A 16,495-nucleotide genomic window follows, 5' to 3' on the forward strand; every position below is an offset into this window, starting at 1 on the left:
TAAATTTAGTAGTTGTCTACTGACAATGAGGTTATTATACCTCGTTAGTCAAAAAAGGTCAATTTTTTGATGTGTATAATCCTTTTTTAGTGTCCTACTTAGTTCCGAACAAGCGGTCCCCAGCATCACCTAAGCCAGGAACAATATAACCATGTTCATTCAAGCGTTCATCCAAGGCTGCAGTAAATATTTCTACATCAGGGTGTGCTGCTTGAAGTGCCTTCACACCTTCTGGAGCTGCAACTAAACACACAAATTTAATATTGGAAGCTCCACGCTTTTTAAGGGAATCGACAGCGAGGATAGCCGAACCACCTGTAGCTAACATAGGATCAACTACAAAAATTTGACGTTGGTCAATATCTTCAGGTAATTTTACCAAGTATTCTACTGGTTGAAGGGTTTCTTCGTCACGGTACATACCAATGTGACCAACTTTTGCTGCTGGAACCAAACTCAATAGTCCATCAACCATACCAATACCTGCTCGCAAGATTGGGACAATCGCCAATTTTTTACCAGCCAACTGTTTTTGAACTGTTTTTGTGATCGGTGTTTCAATTTCTACATCTTCAAGTGGAAGATCACGAAGCACTTCATATCCCATCAACATTGCAATCTCATCTACTAGTTCACGAAAAGCTTTTGTAGAAGTGTCAGTGCGACGCAAGATTGATAATTTGTGTTGAATCAGTGGATGATTAATAACTTCAAGTTTTCCCATTTGTGAGTTCCTTCTTTCAATTTATTCTTCTAATTATATCAAAAAATGGTTCAAAAATCTTTTGAAACCATTCTTTTTTTGATTCTAAATCAAATTTACTTCCCTAATAGCTGACTGAACTGTTTCAAGTGGTAGATGGGTTAATTCCGTCTTTTTTTCTTGATAAAGGTATTGAGCATAATCATCCATACGGTATTGGTTGATATAAACAACACGTTGACAACCTACTTGAAGTAGCTGTTTTGTACAGTTAAGACAAGGAAAATGCGTAACATAGGCAGTAAATCCCTTTGGAATACCTCGTTCAGCCCCTTGTAAAATAGCATTCACCTCTGCATGTAGGGTTCTAACACAATGCCCTTCTATTACAAGGCAGGCATGATCAATACAGTGTTCAGTCCCTGAAACAGATCCATTGTAGCCTGTTGAAATCACTTTGTTATCCTTTACAAGAACAACTCCAACTTTTGCGCGTTTACAGGTTGATCGATTGGCAATCAATAGGGCTTGTGCCGCAAAATATTCGTCCCAAGCAAGTCTTTTATCTGACATCATTTCTCTCCTAATAGTCTATTTTTTAAAGAATGGTAGGCGTAAATCTGCAATTTTTTCAGCGGGCACTTTCATCCCATCCTTGATCCATTTAAGCAAGACCGATACGATGGCCGAACTCCAAAATGAATGCAGATAAGAACTGACACCTTTTGACTTTCCATAGTATTTTTCTAGAAATTCTTGCATGGCTTGCACAAAGATTTTTTCTAAGTGATAGTCTAGGGCAAGCTGAATAATTTTGGCTTCTTTCTTGGCTTCTCTAAAGAGGTGAACCCATACGAGATAAAGGTCTGTTTTAACATCGTAATGACTCAATTGCTCCATGATGTTATGGACGCTACGTTTAAAGACACTTTCTAAAATCTCTTCTTTTGAATCATAGTTTCGATAAAAAGCTGCACGAGAAACGCCAGCACGCTTGACTAACTCAGAAATGCTAATCTTAGCCAGCTCTTTTTTCTCCAAGAGTTGCAAAAGAGCTGTTTCAATCGCTTCTCTGGTTAGCAAATTAGATTCTTGATTTGATTTTCTTAGGTTTTCAAGCGATTTTTCAGATATTTTACGTTCAGCCATAACACTTCCTTTATACTTGTAACAACAGAGTGGTATTACTTTTGTTTCAAGAGCTTTCATGATATAATTGTAAAAAAAGACAGAACCTTTGTCAATGTATAAGTGATAAAGATGGAGAATTTCTATGACTTGGAAGATTGTAGCTGACTCTGGTTGTGATTATCGCCAACTGGAAAACCCTGCTTTTGATACTGAATTTGTCAGTGTTCCATTAACAATTCAGGTAGCAGATCAAGTCTTTGTCGATGATGCCAATTTGGATATCGATAAGATGATGGAAACTATGTATGCGACTTCTGAAGCTTCAAAATCAGCCTGCCCTAGTCCTGATGATTACTTACGAGCATTCGAAGGCGCCAAACATATTTTTGTAGTGACTATCACTGGAACTCTCTCTGGTAGCCACAATAGTGCTCAATTAGCTAAGAATATCTATCTCGAAGAACACCCTAATACTCAGATTCATGTCATCGATAGCTTATCAGCTGGTGGGGAAGTTGACCTAATCGTCGAAAAGATCAATGACTTGATTAACCAAGGACTTTCTTTTGAAGAAGTGGTTGAAGTTATTACTACTTACCAAGAAAAAACGAAGTTGTTGTTCGTTCTTGCTAAGGTTGATAACCTGGTTAAAAACGGCCGTTTAAGCAAGCTTATTGGTACAGTTGTCGGGCTCCTCAATATTCGTATGGTTGGGGAAGCAAGTGAAACTGGAACCTTGGAACTCCTCCAAAAGGCTCGTGGTGCTAAAAAATCTCTTCAAGCTGCCTATGAAGAGTTAATCAAAGCTGGCTATGCTGGTGGACGTATCGTCATGGCTCACCGCAGCAATGAAAAATTCTGTCAACAGCTTTTAGAGCTCTTACGAGAAAAATACCCACAAGCTGACATTAAAATCATCCCAACTTCTGGACTCTGCAGTTTCTATGCGGAAGAAGGTGGGCTCCTCATGGGATACGAAATCAACTAATAAATCTGACAAGAGATGTCTAATCATCTCTTGTTTTTTTGTGGTACAATACTTTTATGAAACATTTTGATACTATTGTCATCGGAGGAGGCCCTGCTGGTATGATGGCTACAATCTCTAGTAGCTTTTATGGCCAGCAAACCCTTCTCATCGAAAAAAATCGGAAACTCGGAAAAAAATTAGCTGGTACAGGTGGTGGTCGCTGCAACGTGACTAACAACGGAACTCTAGATGACCTACTAGCTGGCATCCCTGGAAATGGACGCTTTCTATACAGTGTTTTCTCCCAGTTTGACAACCATGATATCATCAACTTTTTTACGGATAATGGAGTCAAACTGAAGGTCGAAGACCACGGACGTGTCTTTCCAGCCAGCGATAAATCTCGTACCATAATCGAGACTCTGGAGAAGAAAATTACGGAACTAGGTGGGCAAATTGCTACTCAAACAGAGATTGTTTCGGTTAAAAAGATAGACGACCAGTTTATCCTTAAGTCTGCAGATCAGACCTTTACTTGTGATAAACTCATTGTCACAACTGGTGGAAAATCCTATCCTTCTACTGGATCTACTGGTTTTGGCCACGAGATTGCTCGTCATTTCAAACACACTATTACCGAGCTTGAGGCCGCTGAAAGTCCTTTATTGACGGATTTCCCGCATAAGGCCTTGCAGGGAATTTCACTAGACGATGTAACTCTAAGCTATGGCAAGCATGTCATCACTCATGATCTGCTCTTTACCCACTTTGGTTTGTCAGGTCCTGCTGCTCTGCGTATGTCTAGTTTTGTCAAGGGTGGCGAAATCCTCTCCCTAGATGTTTTGCCACAACTTTCTGAAAGTGAATTGTTATCATTTCTTGAAGAAAACCGTGAAAAATCCTTGAAAAATGCTTTAAAAACCATGCTACCTGAACGCTTGGCAGAATTCTTTGTTCAAGGCTATCCTGAAAAAGTTAAACAGCTAACTGAAAAGGAACGCGACCAACTTGTCCAGTCTATCAAGGCCCTCAAAATCCCGGTGACTGGTAAGATGTCCTTGGCTAAATCCTTTGTGACCAAAGGAGGTGTTAGTCTCAAGGAAATCAATCCTAAAACACTGGAAAGTAAATTGGTTCCCAGACTTCACTTTGCTGGCGAGGTACTAGATATCAATGCCCACACAGGTGGCTTTAACATCACTTCTGCCCTCTGCACCGGATGGGTAGCAGGAAGTCTACATTATGATTAAATATCAAAGGTTGTAAAAAATGAACAGAAGAGAATCAGTCGAATTTGTTAACATGTGTATGATTAAAAACGGGGATAAGGTCCTAGTTCAAGATCGAGTTAGTCCTGACTGGCCTGGCATTACTTTTCCTGGCGGACATGTTGAACGTGGCGAATCCTTTGTCGATGCTGTCATTCGTGAAGTGAGAGAAGAAACGGGTCTAACCATTTCTAAACCCCAACTCTGTAGCATCAAGGACTGGTACGATGATGAGGATTACCGTTATGTCGTCCTTTTTTACAAGACCGAACACTTTACTGGTGAGCTCCAGTCTTCAGACGAAGGAAAGGTCTGGTGGGAAGAGTTTGAAAATCTATCTCATCTAAAACTTGCAACCAATGATATGTCTGATATGCTTCGTGTTTTTTTGGAAGATGATCTCAGTGAATTCTTCTACTATAAAGACGGTGACGACTGGCTTTATGATTTAAAATAGCAGATAATCGGCGGAGAGTCCTCCGCCGATTATTTTATTTGCTCTGTTTTTCAACATAGTGGGCAATCACATCTGATGTGTACTGGGCTGTTCCAGGGCCAAATTTATCAATATTCTCCTTGAACTCAGGGTTATAGACGTATCCTTTACCGATATATCCGAAGACTTCAATAGAGCAGTCAAATCCATAAGTACAAATGGCTTGCAAGAGCTTGCCTGCTTGCTCTTGGTTTTCAGTTGCTGTTGCAGGTAAACCAGCTTGAAGATTTTGTGCTAAGGTTTGAAAGACTTGGTTAAAGGCGACCGTAGACTCATCTTCGCGACCCTTTTGTCGCTCTAGAGTTTGATCCATGACTTCTTGTCCATATTTCTCTACCGCTTCTTGGTGATATTTTTGATGATCTTGATAGCTAAATCCAGTGAATTTTTCCTCAATGGTCATTTTTCTTTCTCCTTTTTGTTCTTGAATGGTTTTTTGCAAGGTGGAAATCAAGGTATCCAGATGTTGCCTTTCTCGAGTTAGATAGTCCAACTGCCTAGTCAAATGGGGCAATAAATCTATTCTTTCTTCCTTTAACAGCTCTGCTATTGTTTCTAAAGAAAAGCCTAGATATTTGTAGTAAAGAATGACCTGAAGGCGTTCCAAATCCTCTTGACTGTAAGTTCGATAGCCGTTTTCCGACTTTAAGGGAACCAAGAGTCCTATCTTGTCATAGTGGTGCAGGGTCTTGACAGAGACACCTGAAAGCTGCGCAGCTTCTTTGATATGGTACATGATTTCCTCCTTATACTCAATGAAAATCAAAGAGCAAACTAGGAAGCTAGCCGCAGGCTGTACTTGAGTACGGTAAGGCGACGCTAACGTGGTTTGAAGAGATTTTCGAAGAGTATTACATTGATAGTATAAACCCTCCCCTTAGGTCAGAGTCAAGTGTTTTTGCGAAAATTTTTTTAACTTTTTGAGAAAACTATGAAAATATGAAAACCGCTTTCTTGACAGTCTTTAAAAATCATGATAGGATAATCAAGTCTATCAATCAAAGAAAAGGCTCAAAAGAGCCATTGAGAGAAGGCTATTTGACAACTCAAGTAGCCTTTTCTTATTTAGAAATAGATCGGAGTTTTAACGATGTCTGAAAAATCGCAATGGGGATCGAAACTGGGCTTCATCCTTGCATCTGCTGGTTCTGCTATTGGTCTGGGAGCTGTTTGGAAGTTCCCTTACATGACTGCTGCCAACGGTGGGGGAGGCTTTTTGCTAGTCTTTCTCATCTCGACGATTCTAATTGGTTTCCCGCTTTTACTCGCGGAATTTGCCCTTGGTCGAAGTGCCGGCGTATCAGCAATCAAAACCTTTGGCAAGCTTGGAAACACTCAAAAGTACAACTTTATTGGTTGGATTGGTGCCTTTGCTCTTTTCATCCTTCTCTCATTTTATAGTGTCATTGGGGGTTGGATTCTGGTATACCTTGGTATCGAGATTGGAAGATTATTCCACCTAATCGGAAATGGAGATTATGCCCAGCAATTCTCGTCCATCATTTCTAATCCAGTTATTGCTTTAGGAGCCCAAGCAGCCTTTATCTTCTTGAACATTTTCATTGTTTCACACGGCGTTCAAAAAGGTATTGAAAGAGCATCAAAGGTTATGATGCCCCTACTTTTTATCATCTTTGTCATTATTATCGGGCGTTCTCTTAGCTTGCCAAATGCTATTGAAGGCGTCGTTTACTTCCTCAAACCTGACTTTTCAAAACTAACAAGTGCTGGACTTCTCTATGCACTGGGTCAATCTTTCTTTGCTCTATCCCTTGGAGTTACAGCCATGCTGACCTACGCTTCCTACCTAGACAAGAAGACTAAGCTGGTCCAATCAGGAATTTCCATCGTAGCCTTGAATATCTCCGTATCGATCATGGCTGGACTTGCGATTTTCCCTGCGATGTCAGCCTTTAACATCCAATCAGAAGGTGGACCGAGCCTGCTCTTTATCGTCCTGCCCCAACTCTTTGACAAGATGCCTTTTGGTACCATTTTCTATATTCTCTTTCTCTTGCTCTTCCTCTTTGCGACTATCACTTCTTCAGTCGTGATGCTTGAAATCAACGTTGGGAATATCACCAATCAGGACAATCGTAAGCGTGCTAAGTGGAGTATGATTTTAGGTGTCTTAACGTTCATATTTGGTATCCCTTCAGCCCTATCCTATGGTGTCTTGGCTGATATCCAAATCTTTGGAAAGACCTTCTTTGACGCTATGGATTTCTTGGTTTCCAATCTCCTCATGCCATTCGGTGCTCTCTGCTTGTCTATCTTTACTGGCTATATTTTCAAGAAGGCACTGGCTATGGAGGAACTGCATCTTGATGAAACACCATGGAAACAAAGTCTTTTCCAAGTCTGGCTCTTCCTTCTTCGTTACATCATCCCAATTATCATCATCGTGGTCTTTATCACCCAATTTATGTAAATACAAAAAGGACTTGAGTAGTGAACTCAGGCCCTTTCTTTTTTATGGATGACTAACAATCAATTCCAAATCTTGTCCCTCAAGCGTCCAAGCTTCAACATCACTTGGTAAGATAAAGTGGCTACCTTTTTGGATTGGATATTCATGACCGTCTACAGTCAGTTTCCCTTGACCAGCCAAGACACTAAACAAGCTGTAATCAGCTGTCTTCTCAAATTCAACTTTTCCTGTGATTTCCCACTTGTAAACAGCAAAGAAATCATTTGAGACTAGTAAAGTCGAACGCAAATCATCTGCTTTGACAGTCACAGGACGGCTGTTAGCAGGCTCACCAATATTCAAAACATCAATGGATTTTTCAAGGTGAAGCTCACGCAAGTTGCCATTATCGTCCTTACGGTCAAAGTCATAGACACGGTAGGTTGTATCACTAGACTGTTGCGTTTCAAGGATTAAGATACCTGATCCAATAGCGTGCATGGTCCCACTTGGTACATAGAAGAAATCTCCAGCCTTGACAGGTACTTTGGTCAACAAGGCATCCCAGTTTTTATCTTCGATTTGTTGGCGAAGTTCTTCTTTAGACTTAGCATTGTGACCATAGATAATCTCTGAGCCTTCATCTGCTGCAATGATATACCAACATTCTGTTTTACCGAGTTCGCCTTCATGCTCTAGTCCATAAGCATCATCTGGGTGAACTTGAACACTGAGCCAGTCATTGGCATCAAGAATTTTGGTCAATAGTGGAAATACGGGCTCTGAACGATTGCCAAACAATTCACGGTGCTCCGCATACAAAGTAGCTAAGTCTGTTCCTTCATAACGACCATTGGCTACCTTAGAAACACCATTTGGGTGAGCTGAGATGGCCCAGTATTCTCCGATTTTTTCACTCGGGATGTCGTAACCAAACTCATCACGAAGTTTAGTGCCTCCCCAGATTTTTTCTTGCATTACAGAATTTAAAAATAACGGTTCTGACATCTTGATCTCCTGTCTGATTTTTCTCCCTTCATTATAGCAAAAAAAGAGTTCCAGTTGAACTCTTTTTCATATCTTATAAAGTAGGGAGAAGATTTTATAAAAATAGTAACGATATGGTTTTCATACTTTCGAAAAATCTACCAGAAACTATTAGTTCACAAGATTTGGAAGAATAAACACCGTAAAGAAAGCTAGAGCAACCATCAGAAAAACAAGGAAATAAGCTAAACATTTAGTCAACCATGCATAACGACCTGGTTTTAAAGGTCTTTCTACATAGGAATGTTTTGGTTTTTTAGGATCATAATAAACAGTTACCTTTCCTCCAATTGGAAATCGTTCCATTAAAGGTGATTTTGTTAAGGAGATGAAACTGTTCCTATAAATCTTGTATCTTAAAACCTGAGGAATTTCCCCATCTTCAAAATTGTCCATTTTGACATCAGATACGATTGAACCTAAGGGAGTACTGATTGTATTTGAAATAGCAGATCGAAATTTTGGCCCGACGACCTTATATCGGTTCCCATCAACAGTGTATTCAGCCACTGGAAGGCTAATTCCGTTATAAAGAGCATAGGAATATCGGATAATAACTCCTTCCGTTTTTTCGGTGCATCTCTTGGCATTTCTATAATTACTTAAGATAAAATAGTCAAACATAAAATAGGTAAAGACAGCAAAGCCTAAATCCATTAAACCAAATAATAAAAAGAAACTTGTTGGCATATTTTCCTCCTTCAAATATCCTAATAAATCTATTTTAACAGAAAAGACATAAAAGAAAAGACCGGATTACTCCGATCTTTTAATAGTTTATGTTCTCAATTTCTGTTTTAAAAATAGCTAAGGTTAACTTCAAATGACTAAGCATCCTATTTCATACGATAAAAATCAATCACTAGACCAGCAGGGCCTTTAACTAATAAGGACTCTGTTCCCCAATCCGTTTCACAAGGACCGTGTAAAATCTCGACACCAATCTCTTTTAACCGCTTTTGGTTCTGGTCGACATCCTCAACCTCAATGTGTAGAATGATTCCTGACTGAAAATTTTCCAAAGGAATCAAATGATTTTGGGATAACATAAGACAGTGACTGCCAATCGTAAACTGAGCAAAACTGTTATCAACATAGTCCGCCTTTTTATCCAAGATACTCTCTAATTCAGCACAGACCTGGGGAACTTCTGACACGATAATATCTAATTGATTTAAATTCATTTACTGTCCTCCACAAAAAGACCGGATTGCTCCGATCTTTTAAGTTTCTCTCTAAGAAAATCAATGCATAAAATCTACAATGTTTACTTTTGATTTTCGATGAGAGGAATTATTTGATTGCGCGTGATTGCAACCCTTCTTCTTCCAAGAAGAGGCGGAATGGTACAAGCTCTTCAGCTTCGTATTTTTCCTTGAAGGCTTTGATTGCTTCTTCTGAGTGTTGTTTTGGATCCAACTCAAGTACTTCTACTGGAAGTGGACGGTGTTGAGTGATGCGAGCATCAATGACAACTGTTTTACCTTCTTTGTTGAGTTTCACAGCTTCTGCAACAACTGAATCGATATCTTCGATACGGTTAACTGTAAATCCAACAGCTCCTTGAGCTTCAGCAATTTTAGCGTAGTCAGCGTTTGTAAAGTCTACACCAAACAAGTGTTTGTTTGTGTCTTCGTATTTGTTCTTGATGAAGGCATATTCATCATTTGAGAAGACAACGTTGATTACTGGAAGGTTATATTGAACGTTAGTAATCACGTCTGGGTAGCACATGTTGAAGGCTCCGTCACCCATGATGTTCCATACTTGGCGATCTGGATTGTCTTTCTTAGCAGCAATACCACCAGGAAGGGCGATTCCCATTGTCGCAAAGAGTGGAGATGTACGCCACATGTTCTTAGGTGTCATGTGAAGGTGACGAGTTGATGTTTGAGTAGAGTTACCGACATCGATTGAGTAGATTGCATCTTCATCAGCGTATTTGTTGATAGCGTTGTATACTTGGTACAATTGAAGCGCACCCTCAGTTTTACCTTCGAGTTTATTCATGTAATCGCGCCAGTTTTGGTTGTTCTTCACGTTTGCACGCCACCATGGAGTAGACTCAACTGGGTTTACTTTATCAAGGATAGCTTTAGCTGCTTGACCTGCATCACCAAGGATTGAAGCGTCAAGGGCGTGACGTTTACCAAGTTTGTAAGGGTCAATATCAACTTGGATGAATTTTTCAGTGTTCTTGAATGCTTCGTAAACTTCAGCAAATGGGAAGTTTGAACCAAGGAAAAGAACTGTGTCTGCTTCAAAGACCACTTCGTTGGCTGGTTTCCAACCAACACGGTAAGCAGAACCGGTCAAACCTTCATAGTTCCATTCGAAAGCTTCAAAGTTTTTACCAGTTGTGATGATTGGTGCTTTGATTTTACGTGACAATTCAGTGATCACTTCACCAGCTTTCACACCACCGTAACCAGCATAGATCACTGGACGTTCAGCGTTGTTCAAGATTTCAACCGCTTTATCGATTTCAACTTCGTTCAAAGCAGGAGCGATGAATGAACGCTCGTATGAACCTGAACCGTAGTATGAGTTTTCGTCGATTTCTTGGAAACCAAAGTTTACTGGAATTTCAACTACAGCTGGACCTTTTTTAGAAACGGCAGCACGGCAAGCTTCATCAATCACTTTTGGCAATTGCTCTGCGTAAGCTACACGTTTGTTGTAAACAGCGATACCGTTGTACATTGGGTTTTGGTTAAGCTCTTGGAAGGCATCCATGTTCAATTCGTTAACTGGACGTGATCCAAGAATAGCAAGGAATGGAGTGTTATCCATCGCTGCATCGTAAACACCGTTGATCAAGTGAGTTGCACCAGGTCCACCTGAACCAACTGCAACACCGATAGAGCCGCCAAATTTAGCCTGCATAACCGCTGCAAGAGCACCTGTTTCTTCGTGGCGAACTTGCAAGAAACGGATATCTTTGTCTTCAGCCAAAGCGTCCATCAATGAGCTGAGTGTTCCTGATGGGATACCGTAGATAGTGTCTACGCCCCATGTTTTCAATACGTTTAGCATTGCTGCAGATGCAGTAATTTTCCCTTGAGTCATAATGATAACTCTCCTTCAAAATAATTTCATATATTTACAAAAAACGCTTTTATATAGTAATTGAAAACGATTATGTAAATTTACAATCCTAATTTATCACATTTGATTTTAGATTTCTAAGTATATGCTCAGAATACTCCATTCTCTATTACAGTACAGTTTGAAAGCGTTTTGAAAATCTGTTTTAGAATAGCAAAAAAAGCGGTTAAGACCGCCTTTTTAATCGACTTTAGTAAAATTAAGCATGAGAGAGCTGATTAGAACAGAGACTGAACTAAAGGCCATGGCTAAGCCTGCAAGTTCTGGATTGAGCACTAAACCAAGTCCTGAAAAGATTCCTGCTGCAATCGGAATACCAATGAGGTTATAGATAGAAGCCCAGAAAAGATTGAGTAGAATACGATTAAAGGTCTTCTTACTCATATCAAAAGCACGTGCCAATCCTAGTAAATTGTTGCTTGTAAGGACAAGATCTGCTGATTCGATAGCAATATCTGTACCAGAGCCCATGGCAATTCCGACATCGGCTACACTGAGGGCCGGTGCATCATTGATACCATCTCCAACAAAGGCCAATTTGCCATTCTTTTGAAGCTTGTGAATTTCATGTGCCTTTTCCTCTGGCAAGACATTTGCAATCACTTCTTCTATCCCAATTTGCTCTGCAATCGCATGGGCTACTCCAGCATTATCTCCAGTAAGCATGACCGTTCTAAGGCCACGTTTTTTCAATTTGGCAATAGCTTCTCGAGAATTTTCCTTAGGGACATCCTGCAAGGCAATTAAGCCTTTTAACTGACCATCCACGGATAGGAAGACAACTGTTTTTGCTTCTTTCTCAAGCAATTCAAATCGTTTTTGATAATCATGTGGAATAGCAAGATCATCTAAGAGTTTGGCATTCCCAAGCAAGACTTGTTTACTATTAATAATCCCAGTCACACCTTTTCCATGCAAGGCTTGGAAGTTTTCCACTGGGTAAAGGCTAATTCCTAGTTCAGATGCACGATTAACAATAGCTTGAGCTAGCGGGTGTTGAGATACATCTTCCAGTGAAGCAGCCAAACTTAGCACTTCTCTTTCATCACCAATAACATCTGTCACTACTGGCTTCCCTTCGGTCAAGGTTCCTGTCTTATCAAAAACAACCGTTTGGACTTTTTGGATTTCCTGTAAAACTGTACCATTTTTGAGAAGAATCCCCATCTTGGCACTTCGTCCTGTTCCAACCATGAGTGCTGTCGGTGTCGCGAGTCCTAGTGCACAAGGACAGGCAATTATCAAAACAGCAACTCCGTAGAGAAGTGAAGTCACAAAGCTTTCTCCAAGGAAAACAAACCAGATCCAAAAAGTAAGAAGTCCTAGAATGACAACTGCTGGTACGAAAATCCCAGAAATCTTGTCTGTCAAATCTTGAATAGGAGCACGACTCGTTTGAGCTTTCTTCACAAAGTCCACAATTTGAGCCAACATAGTTTCAGAACCCACTTTTTCAGCTCTAAAGATGATTGTACCACTATTATTGATGGTTGAACCAATGACAGTATCACCGGCAGACTTGTCTACTGGAATACTTTCCCCAGTCACCATTGACTCATCAATACTCGTTTCACCTTCTAAGACAATACCATCAACGGCAATTTTTTCACCTGGTCGAACACGGATTAAATCGCCAACCTTGACCTGTTCTAGAGGGATTTGTACATAAGCACCATCTCTCAACACCTCTGCTGTTTTAGCTTGTAAGTCTAATAATTTTTCGACTGCTTGCGAAGCGTTTTTGCGCATGCGTTCTTCAAATACTGCACCTAAAAGAACGAAGAAGAGGATGAATCCCGCACTTTCAAAATAAACTGGTAAGCCCGCAAAGAGAGCAAATAGACTATAGACGTAGGCTACCAAGGTTCCTAGAGCTACCAAGGTATCCATGTTAGCATTATGTTTTTTAAAGCTAGCCCATGCGCTTTTAATATAAGGAAGTCCAGCTACCAGCATAATAGGTGTCGTAGCTAAGAAGGTTCCCCAGTGCATGACTGGGTGACTAATACTGCCAGTCAGCATACCAAGCATGAGGAGGACTAATGGTAGGGTAAAAATGCTGGTAATCCAAAAACGTTGTAAAAGGCTTAGAGATTTTTTAGTTTTTTCAACAACGGTATAGGTTCCCTTTTGCATCTTCATACCACAAGAAAACTCGTGCTCACCCAATTCTTGAGGAGTAAAGCGAATGACTTTTTCCTCGTCTTGAGCGATTGGTTCTAGGATTCCTTCTTCTTCGAAGAGAATTTCTTTATAACAGTTTGATGGTGTCACACGGTGAAAAGTAATTTCAGCAGGAATTCCTTTTTGTAGTTGAATATGGGCTGGATGATAGCCTTTTTCTGCCGTGATACGGATTTTTTGCACACCATTTTCAAGACTTGCTTTTACAATTTCAGTCATATCTTTCTCCTATTCCACAATCATCTTACCGTGCATCATATTCATGCCACAAGAGAAACCATACTCACCTGCTTCTTCAGGAGTGATTTCAACCACATATTGGTCTCCCATAGGCAGATCAGCATGCACTCCAAAGTCTGGAAAAACAATTTGATCCAAGCAAGGTGACGGATCTTTTCGATCGAAAATAATGCGAGCAGGTTGCGATTTTTTAAGGATAATGGTTTCTGGAGTATATCCTCCCATGACCTCCACTCGAATCTCCTGATAGCCATTTTTTTGCTGAGCTTTCTTAGCATCTTCTTGCGGTTTTTTGAAAAACCAAAAGAGGATAAAAGCAATCATTCCTAAAACAACAATAGATACAAATAGTTTTAACATCGCGTCTCCTTTACATACAATTACATCTTACTTCTGCCACAGCACTCGCTTTTTTCTTTGAAATCACTTCTTCCAAGCCTTCCAAATCAGCAAGGGTAAAATCACATTCTTTAATCAAATCGGCAAGTAACTGCTTCATCCTGCGGGAACAAAGCTTGTCTTTGATATCCTGAACCATTAAACCTCTACTGTCGTCTAGAGTTAAAAGGGCCGAATAGACAAAGGACTTGCCCTGCTTTTCCCGAGTCAAACATTCTTTCTCAACCAGACGGGCCAAGAGTGTCTGAATCGTGGACTTAGACCAGCTAAACCTTTTCTCTAATACTTTTATGAGATCAGTACTAGTCTGCTCCCCCTGCATCCAGATAATCTTCATGACCTGCCATTCTGCATCCGAAATCTGCATTCTTATCTCCTCCAAAATCTACATTTGTCAATTATAAGTATACTCTCAAAATCTACATTTGTCAATTATATTTCCTAAAAATTTTAAAATAGTTTAAAATGTATTAAAATTTTTTCTTATATACTCGCTAAGTTCACTTTTTAAACTCTCTTTCATGTTTACAAAGACAGTACTCAAAAACCTCCACTTGAAGTGGAGGTTTGTTTTACTACTAATACAATTTTAAATCATGTGAATCAGCCGGGAAACTTGGATCATATGGATTGTGACGAAGCTTGAATCGTTTCACATCTTCAATTGTCTGTGTTCCAGATAACTGCATAACTGTCTTCAATTCATCATTCAAATGTTCAAAGACTTGGCGTACACCAACACTACCACCAAGGGCTAAACCATAAATAACAGGTCGTCCAATGGCTACCAAGTCAGCTCCTGAAGCCAAGGCTTTAAAGACGTGTTGACCACGACGAACACCAGAGTCAAAAACGATTGGCACACGTTTATTTACTGCTTCAGCCACTTCTTGTAGCGAGTCAAAAGCAGCAGGTCCACCATCAATTTGTCGACCACCGTGGTTGGTTACCCAAATACCTGAAGCCCCTGCATCCAATGAGCGTTCAACGTCTTCACGGCATTGTGGACCTTTGACATAAACAGGAAGTCCTGAGTATTCTGCGATAAACTCTACATCTCGTGGAGATAGGCGTTGTTTGGCTGATTTATAGACATAATCCATTGACTTACCAGCACCTTGAGGTAGGTATTCTTCTACGATAGGCATGCCAACTGGGAACACAAAACCGTTTCGTTTATCTACCTCACGGTTACCTCCTACTGTCGCATCGGCAGTCAAGACAATAGCCTTATAGCCTTCTGCCTTGACGCGATCCATGATGTGACGGTTAATGCCATCATCTTTACTAAAGTAGAATTGGAACTAATGAGGTGTTCCTTGAAGGGCTTGAGAAATTTCAGGTAGGTCAACTGTTGAGTAGGAGCTAGTTGTATAGAGTGAACCGAACTCGTGTACTCCACGCGCAGTCGCAACTTCTCCTTGCTCATTAGCTAGTTTATGGGCGGCAACAGGTGCCATAATGATTGGTGAAGATAGTTTTTCACCATCAAATTCAATCTCTGTGCTTGGATTTTCCACATCACATAGGGTCCGAGGAACAATGAGTTTGTGGTTAAAAGCTCGAATATTCTCTCTCAAAGTAAAAGTGTCCTCTGCACCACTTGCAATATACCCAAAAGAAGCTTTGGGAATAACTTGTTGGGCCATAGGCTCCAAATCATAGGTATTTATAAAATCTACAGGTCCTTCTGCATTGCTTGTTTTATATGACATCAATAGTCCTCCTTAAACGTAAACGTTTACTTTTGTTTACTAGAATAGTTTAAAACTTTTTCATGATGTTTTCAAAAAATTTGTCTGTACTTTTCATCATAAAGGTAAACAGAGGCTATGGTTATAAACCTTCCATTAAATAAAAAACTCAGGTAGATCTAAGAATACCTGAGTGTCTATCTATTTATAGATTTTGCCAATTTTCTTGGTCTTCTTTAAAGCGTTTGAGGAGAGCGAGTCCTTCTGGTGTGATGTAGCCTTCTTCTTGGGCTAGGTGAATGAGCTCACTGTAGTTTGAAAGAGTCACTAGTTTGACACCAGCATCCGCAAAGTTTTTATCTGCTTTTGGTAATTGATAGCTGAAAATTGCTACAACACCAAGTACATCAGCTCCTTCACGTTTGGCAGCAGCTACGGCTTCGAGAACTGATCCCCCTGTTGAAATCAAATCTTCAACAACGACCATTTTTTGACCTTGGGCTACACGGCCTTCGATTTGGTTTCCAGCGCCATGATCTTTTGGTTTGCTACGGATGTAAGCAAATGGCAGGTTCATCTTGTCAGCTATAATGGCACCATGAGGAATACCTGCAGTCGCTGTTCCTGCAATCACTTCTACCTCAGGGAATTCTGCCTTGATAGCCTCCACAAAACCATTCTCAATCAAGGTACGTGTTTCTGGATAAGCAAGCGTTACACGATTGTCCGTATAAATCGGTGACTTGATACCTGATGCCCAAGTGAAGGGCTCTTCTGGTTTGAGGTATACGGCTTGAATTTTCAATAGATGGCTAGCAATGTCTTTTGCAAGTGTCATGGGTTTC

At 40.3% G+C, this 16,495-nt stretch carries 16 protein-coding genes and 1 pseudogene; 4 read left to right on the plus strand and 13 right to left on the minus strand.

Annotated features, from left to right (window positions below; translation table 11 throughout):
- Positions 1-94: 94 nt before the first annotated feature.
- The 3 genes from upp to FN031_RS04270 form a co-directional block, all read right to left on the minus strand.
- A complete protein-coding gene (gene upp / locus FN031_RS04260; RefSeq protein WP_142557885.1) occupies positions 95-724 on the minus strand; it encodes a uracil phosphoribosyltransferase in 630 nt (209 codons plus the stop codon).
- Positions 725-808: 84 nt separating this feature from the next.
- Positions 809-1,276: a deoxycytidylate deaminase gene (locus tag FN031_RS04265; protein ID WP_142557887.1), complete on the minus strand. Its 468-nt coding sequence runs from the start codon at positions 1,274-1,276 to the stop codon at positions 809-811.
- Between the two features lie 18 nt (positions 1,277-1,294).
- Positions 1,295-1,852 (minus strand): TetR/AcrR family transcriptional regulator, encoded by a 558-nt coding sequence (locus FN031_RS04270; RefSeq protein ID WP_142557888.1) that lies wholly within the window; start codon positions 1,850-1,852, stop codon positions 1,295-1,297.
- Between the two features lie 124 nt (positions 1,853-1,976).
- On the opposite strand from FN031_RS04270, the gene FN031_RS04275 reads away from it, so the two are divergent.
- The 3 genes from FN031_RS04275 to FN031_RS04285 are packed head-to-tail and all read left to right on the plus strand — an operon-like array spanning position 1,977 to position 4,529.
- Complete coding sequence (locus FN031_RS04275) at positions 1,977-2,822, plus strand: DegV family protein (RefSeq protein WP_142557889.1); 846 nt, start codon at positions 1,977-1,979, stop codon at positions 2,820-2,822.
- Between the two features lie 56 nt (positions 2,823-2,878).
- A complete protein-coding gene (locus FN031_RS04280) occupies positions 2,879-4,054 on the plus strand; it encodes a BaiN/RdsA family NAD(P)/FAD-dependent oxidoreductase (RefSeq protein ID WP_142557890.1) in 1,176 nt (391 codons plus the stop codon).
- Positions 4,055-4,073: 19 nt separating this feature from the next.
- On the plus strand, positions 4,074-4,529 hold the full coding sequence (locus tag FN031_RS04285; RefSeq protein ID WP_142557891.1) for an 8-oxo-dGTP diphosphatase: 456 nt from the start codon (positions 4,074-4,076) through the stop codon (positions 4,527-4,529).
- 34 nt (positions 4,530-4,563) lie between these two features.
- Here the strand turns inward: FN031_RS04285 and FN031_RS04290 are convergent, their stop codons facing one another.
- On the minus strand, positions 4,564-5,304 hold the full coding sequence (locus FN031_RS04290) for a MerR family transcriptional regulator (RefSeq protein WP_142557892.1): 741 nt from the start codon (positions 5,302-5,304) through the stop codon (positions 4,564-4,566).
- A 354-nt stretch (positions 5,305-5,658) separates the two neighbouring features.
- Here FN031_RS04290 and FN031_RS04300 point away from each other — a divergent pair, with 354 nt between their 5' ends.
- Positions 5,659-6,999: a sodium-dependent transporter gene (locus FN031_RS04300; RefSeq protein ID WP_142557894.1), complete on the plus strand. Its 1,341-nt coding sequence runs from the start codon at positions 5,659-5,661 to the stop codon at positions 6,997-6,999.
- 42 nt (positions 7,000-7,041) lie between these two features.
- On the opposite strand, the gene manA is transcribed toward FN031_RS04300, so the two are convergent.
- The 9 genes and pseudogenes from manA to pyrE form a co-directional block, all read right to left on the minus strand.
- Positions 7,042-7,986: a mannose-6-phosphate isomerase, class I gene (manA, locus tag FN031_RS04305; protein ID WP_142557895.1), complete on the minus strand. Its 945-nt coding sequence runs from the start codon at positions 7,984-7,986 to the stop codon at positions 7,042-7,044.
- A gap of 150 nt (positions 7,987-8,136) precedes the next feature.
- A complete protein-coding gene (locus FN031_RS04310) occupies positions 8,137-8,715 on the minus strand; it encodes a DUF3592 domain-containing protein (protein ID WP_142557897.1) in 579 nt (192 codons plus the stop codon).
- Between the two features lie 146 nt (positions 8,716-8,861).
- Positions 8,862-9,209 carry a VOC family protein gene (locus tag FN031_RS04315; RefSeq protein WP_142557899.1) on the minus strand — a complete coding sequence of 116 codons (348 nt, stop codon included), beginning with the start codon at positions 9,207-9,209 and terminating at the stop codon, positions 8,862-8,864.
- Between the two features lie 109 nt (positions 9,210-9,318).
- The gene (gene spxB / locus FN031_RS04320) at positions 9,319-11,094 is read right to left on the minus strand and encodes a pyruvate oxidase (RefSeq protein ID WP_142557901.1); all 1,776 of its coding nucleotides are present in this window, start codon (positions 11,092-11,094) and stop codon (positions 9,319-9,321) included.
- Between the two features lie 219 nt (positions 11,095-11,313).
- Entirely contained in the window at positions 11,314-13,536 is a 2,223-nt protein-coding gene (locus FN031_RS04325; protein ID WP_142557903.1) for a heavy metal translocating P-type ATPase, read from the minus strand.
- 9 nt (positions 13,537-13,545) lie between these two features.
- On the minus strand, positions 13,546-13,917 hold the full coding sequence (locus FN031_RS04330; protein ID WP_142557906.1) for a cupredoxin domain-containing protein: 372 nt from the start codon (positions 13,915-13,917) through the stop codon (positions 13,546-13,548).
- 10 nt (positions 13,918-13,927) lie between these two features.
- On the minus strand, positions 13,928-14,323 hold the full coding sequence (locus FN031_RS04335; RefSeq protein ID WP_142557908.1) for a CopY/TcrY family copper transport repressor: 396 nt from the start codon (positions 14,321-14,323) through the stop codon (positions 13,928-13,930).
- A 211-nt stretch (positions 14,324-14,534) separates the two neighbouring features.
- Positions 14,535-15,671, minus strand: a pseudogene (gene lctO / locus FN031_RS04340) (L-lactate oxidase).
- A 184-nt stretch (positions 15,672-15,855) separates the two neighbouring features.
- A complete protein-coding gene (gene pyrE / locus FN031_RS04345) occupies positions 15,856-16,488 on the minus strand; it encodes an orotate phosphoribosyltransferase (RefSeq protein ID WP_142557910.1) in 633 nt (210 codons plus the stop codon).
- Positions 16,489-16,495 lie beyond the last annotated feature (7 nt).

It is taken from the genome of Streptococcus mitis, assembly GCF_902159415.1.
GTDB classification, from domain to species: domain Bacteria; phylum Bacillota; class Bacilli; order Lactobacillales; family Streptococcaceae; genus Streptococcus; species Streptococcus mitis_BG.

What these genes read in the sequence shown, in the direction of transcription:
- manA (WP_142557895.1), bottom strand. Translation starts at nt 7,986, where the DNA reads ATGTCAGAACCGTTATTTTTAAATTCTGTAATGCAAGAAAAAATCTGG.
- spxB (WP_142557901.1), bottom strand. Translation starts at nt 11,094, where the DNA reads ATGACTCAAGGGAAAATTACTGCATCTGCAGCAATGCTAAACGTATTG.
- FN031_RS04335 (WP_142557908.1), bottom strand. Translation starts at nt 14,323, where the DNA reads ATGCAGATTTCGGATGCAGAATGGCAGGTCATGAAGATTATCTGGATG.
- FN031_RS04275 (WP_142557889.1), top strand. Translation starts at nt 1,977, where the DNA reads ATGACTTGGAAGATTGTAGCTGACTCTGGTTGTGATTATCGCCAACTG.
- FN031_RS04330 (WP_142557906.1), bottom strand. Translation starts at nt 13,917, where the DNA reads ATGTTAAAACTATTTGTATCTATTGTTGTTTTAGGAATGATTGCTTTT.
- FN031_RS04265 (WP_142557887.1), bottom strand. Translation starts at nt 1,276, where the DNA reads ATGTCAGATAAAAGACTTGCTTGGGACGAATATTTTGCGGCACAAGCC.
- FN031_RS04280 (WP_142557890.1), top strand. Translation starts at nt 2,879, where the DNA reads ATGAAACATTTTGATACTATTGTCATCGGAGGAGGCCCTGCTGGTATG.
- FN031_RS04300 (WP_142557894.1), top strand. Translation starts at nt 5,659, where the DNA reads ATGTCTGAAAAATCGCAATGGGGATCGAAACTGGGCTTCATCCTTGCA.
- FN031_RS04325 (WP_142557903.1), bottom strand. Translation starts at nt 13,536, where the DNA reads ATGACTGAAATTGTAAAAGCAAGTCTTGAAAATGGTGTGCAAAAAATC.
- FN031_RS04285 (WP_142557891.1), top strand. Translation starts at nt 4,074, where the DNA reads ATGAACAGAAGAGAATCAGTCGAATTTGTTAACATGTGTATGATTAAA.
- FN031_RS04270 (WP_142557888.1), bottom strand. Translation starts at nt 1,852, where the DNA reads ATGGCTGAACGTAAAATATCTGAAAAATCGCTTGAAAACCTAAGAAAA.
- FN031_RS04290 (WP_142557892.1), bottom strand. Translation starts at nt 5,304, where the DNA reads ATGTACCATATCAAAGAAGCTGCGCAGCTTTCAGGTGTCTCTGTCAAG.
- FN031_RS04310 (WP_142557897.1), bottom strand. Translation starts at nt 8,715, where the DNA reads ATGCCAACAAGTTTCTTTTTATTATTTGGTTTAATGGATTTAGGCTTT.
- upp (WP_142557885.1), bottom strand. Translation starts at nt 724, where the DNA reads ATGGGAAAACTTGAAGTTATTAATCATCCACTGATTCAACACAAATTA.
- FN031_RS04315 (WP_142557899.1), bottom strand. Translation starts at nt 9,209, where the DNA reads ATGAATTTAAATCAATTAGATATTATCGTGTCAGAAGTTCCCCAGGTC.
- pyrE (WP_142557910.1), bottom strand. Translation starts at nt 16,488, where the DNA reads ATGACACTTGCAAAAGACATTGCTAGCCATCTATTGAAAATTCAAGCC.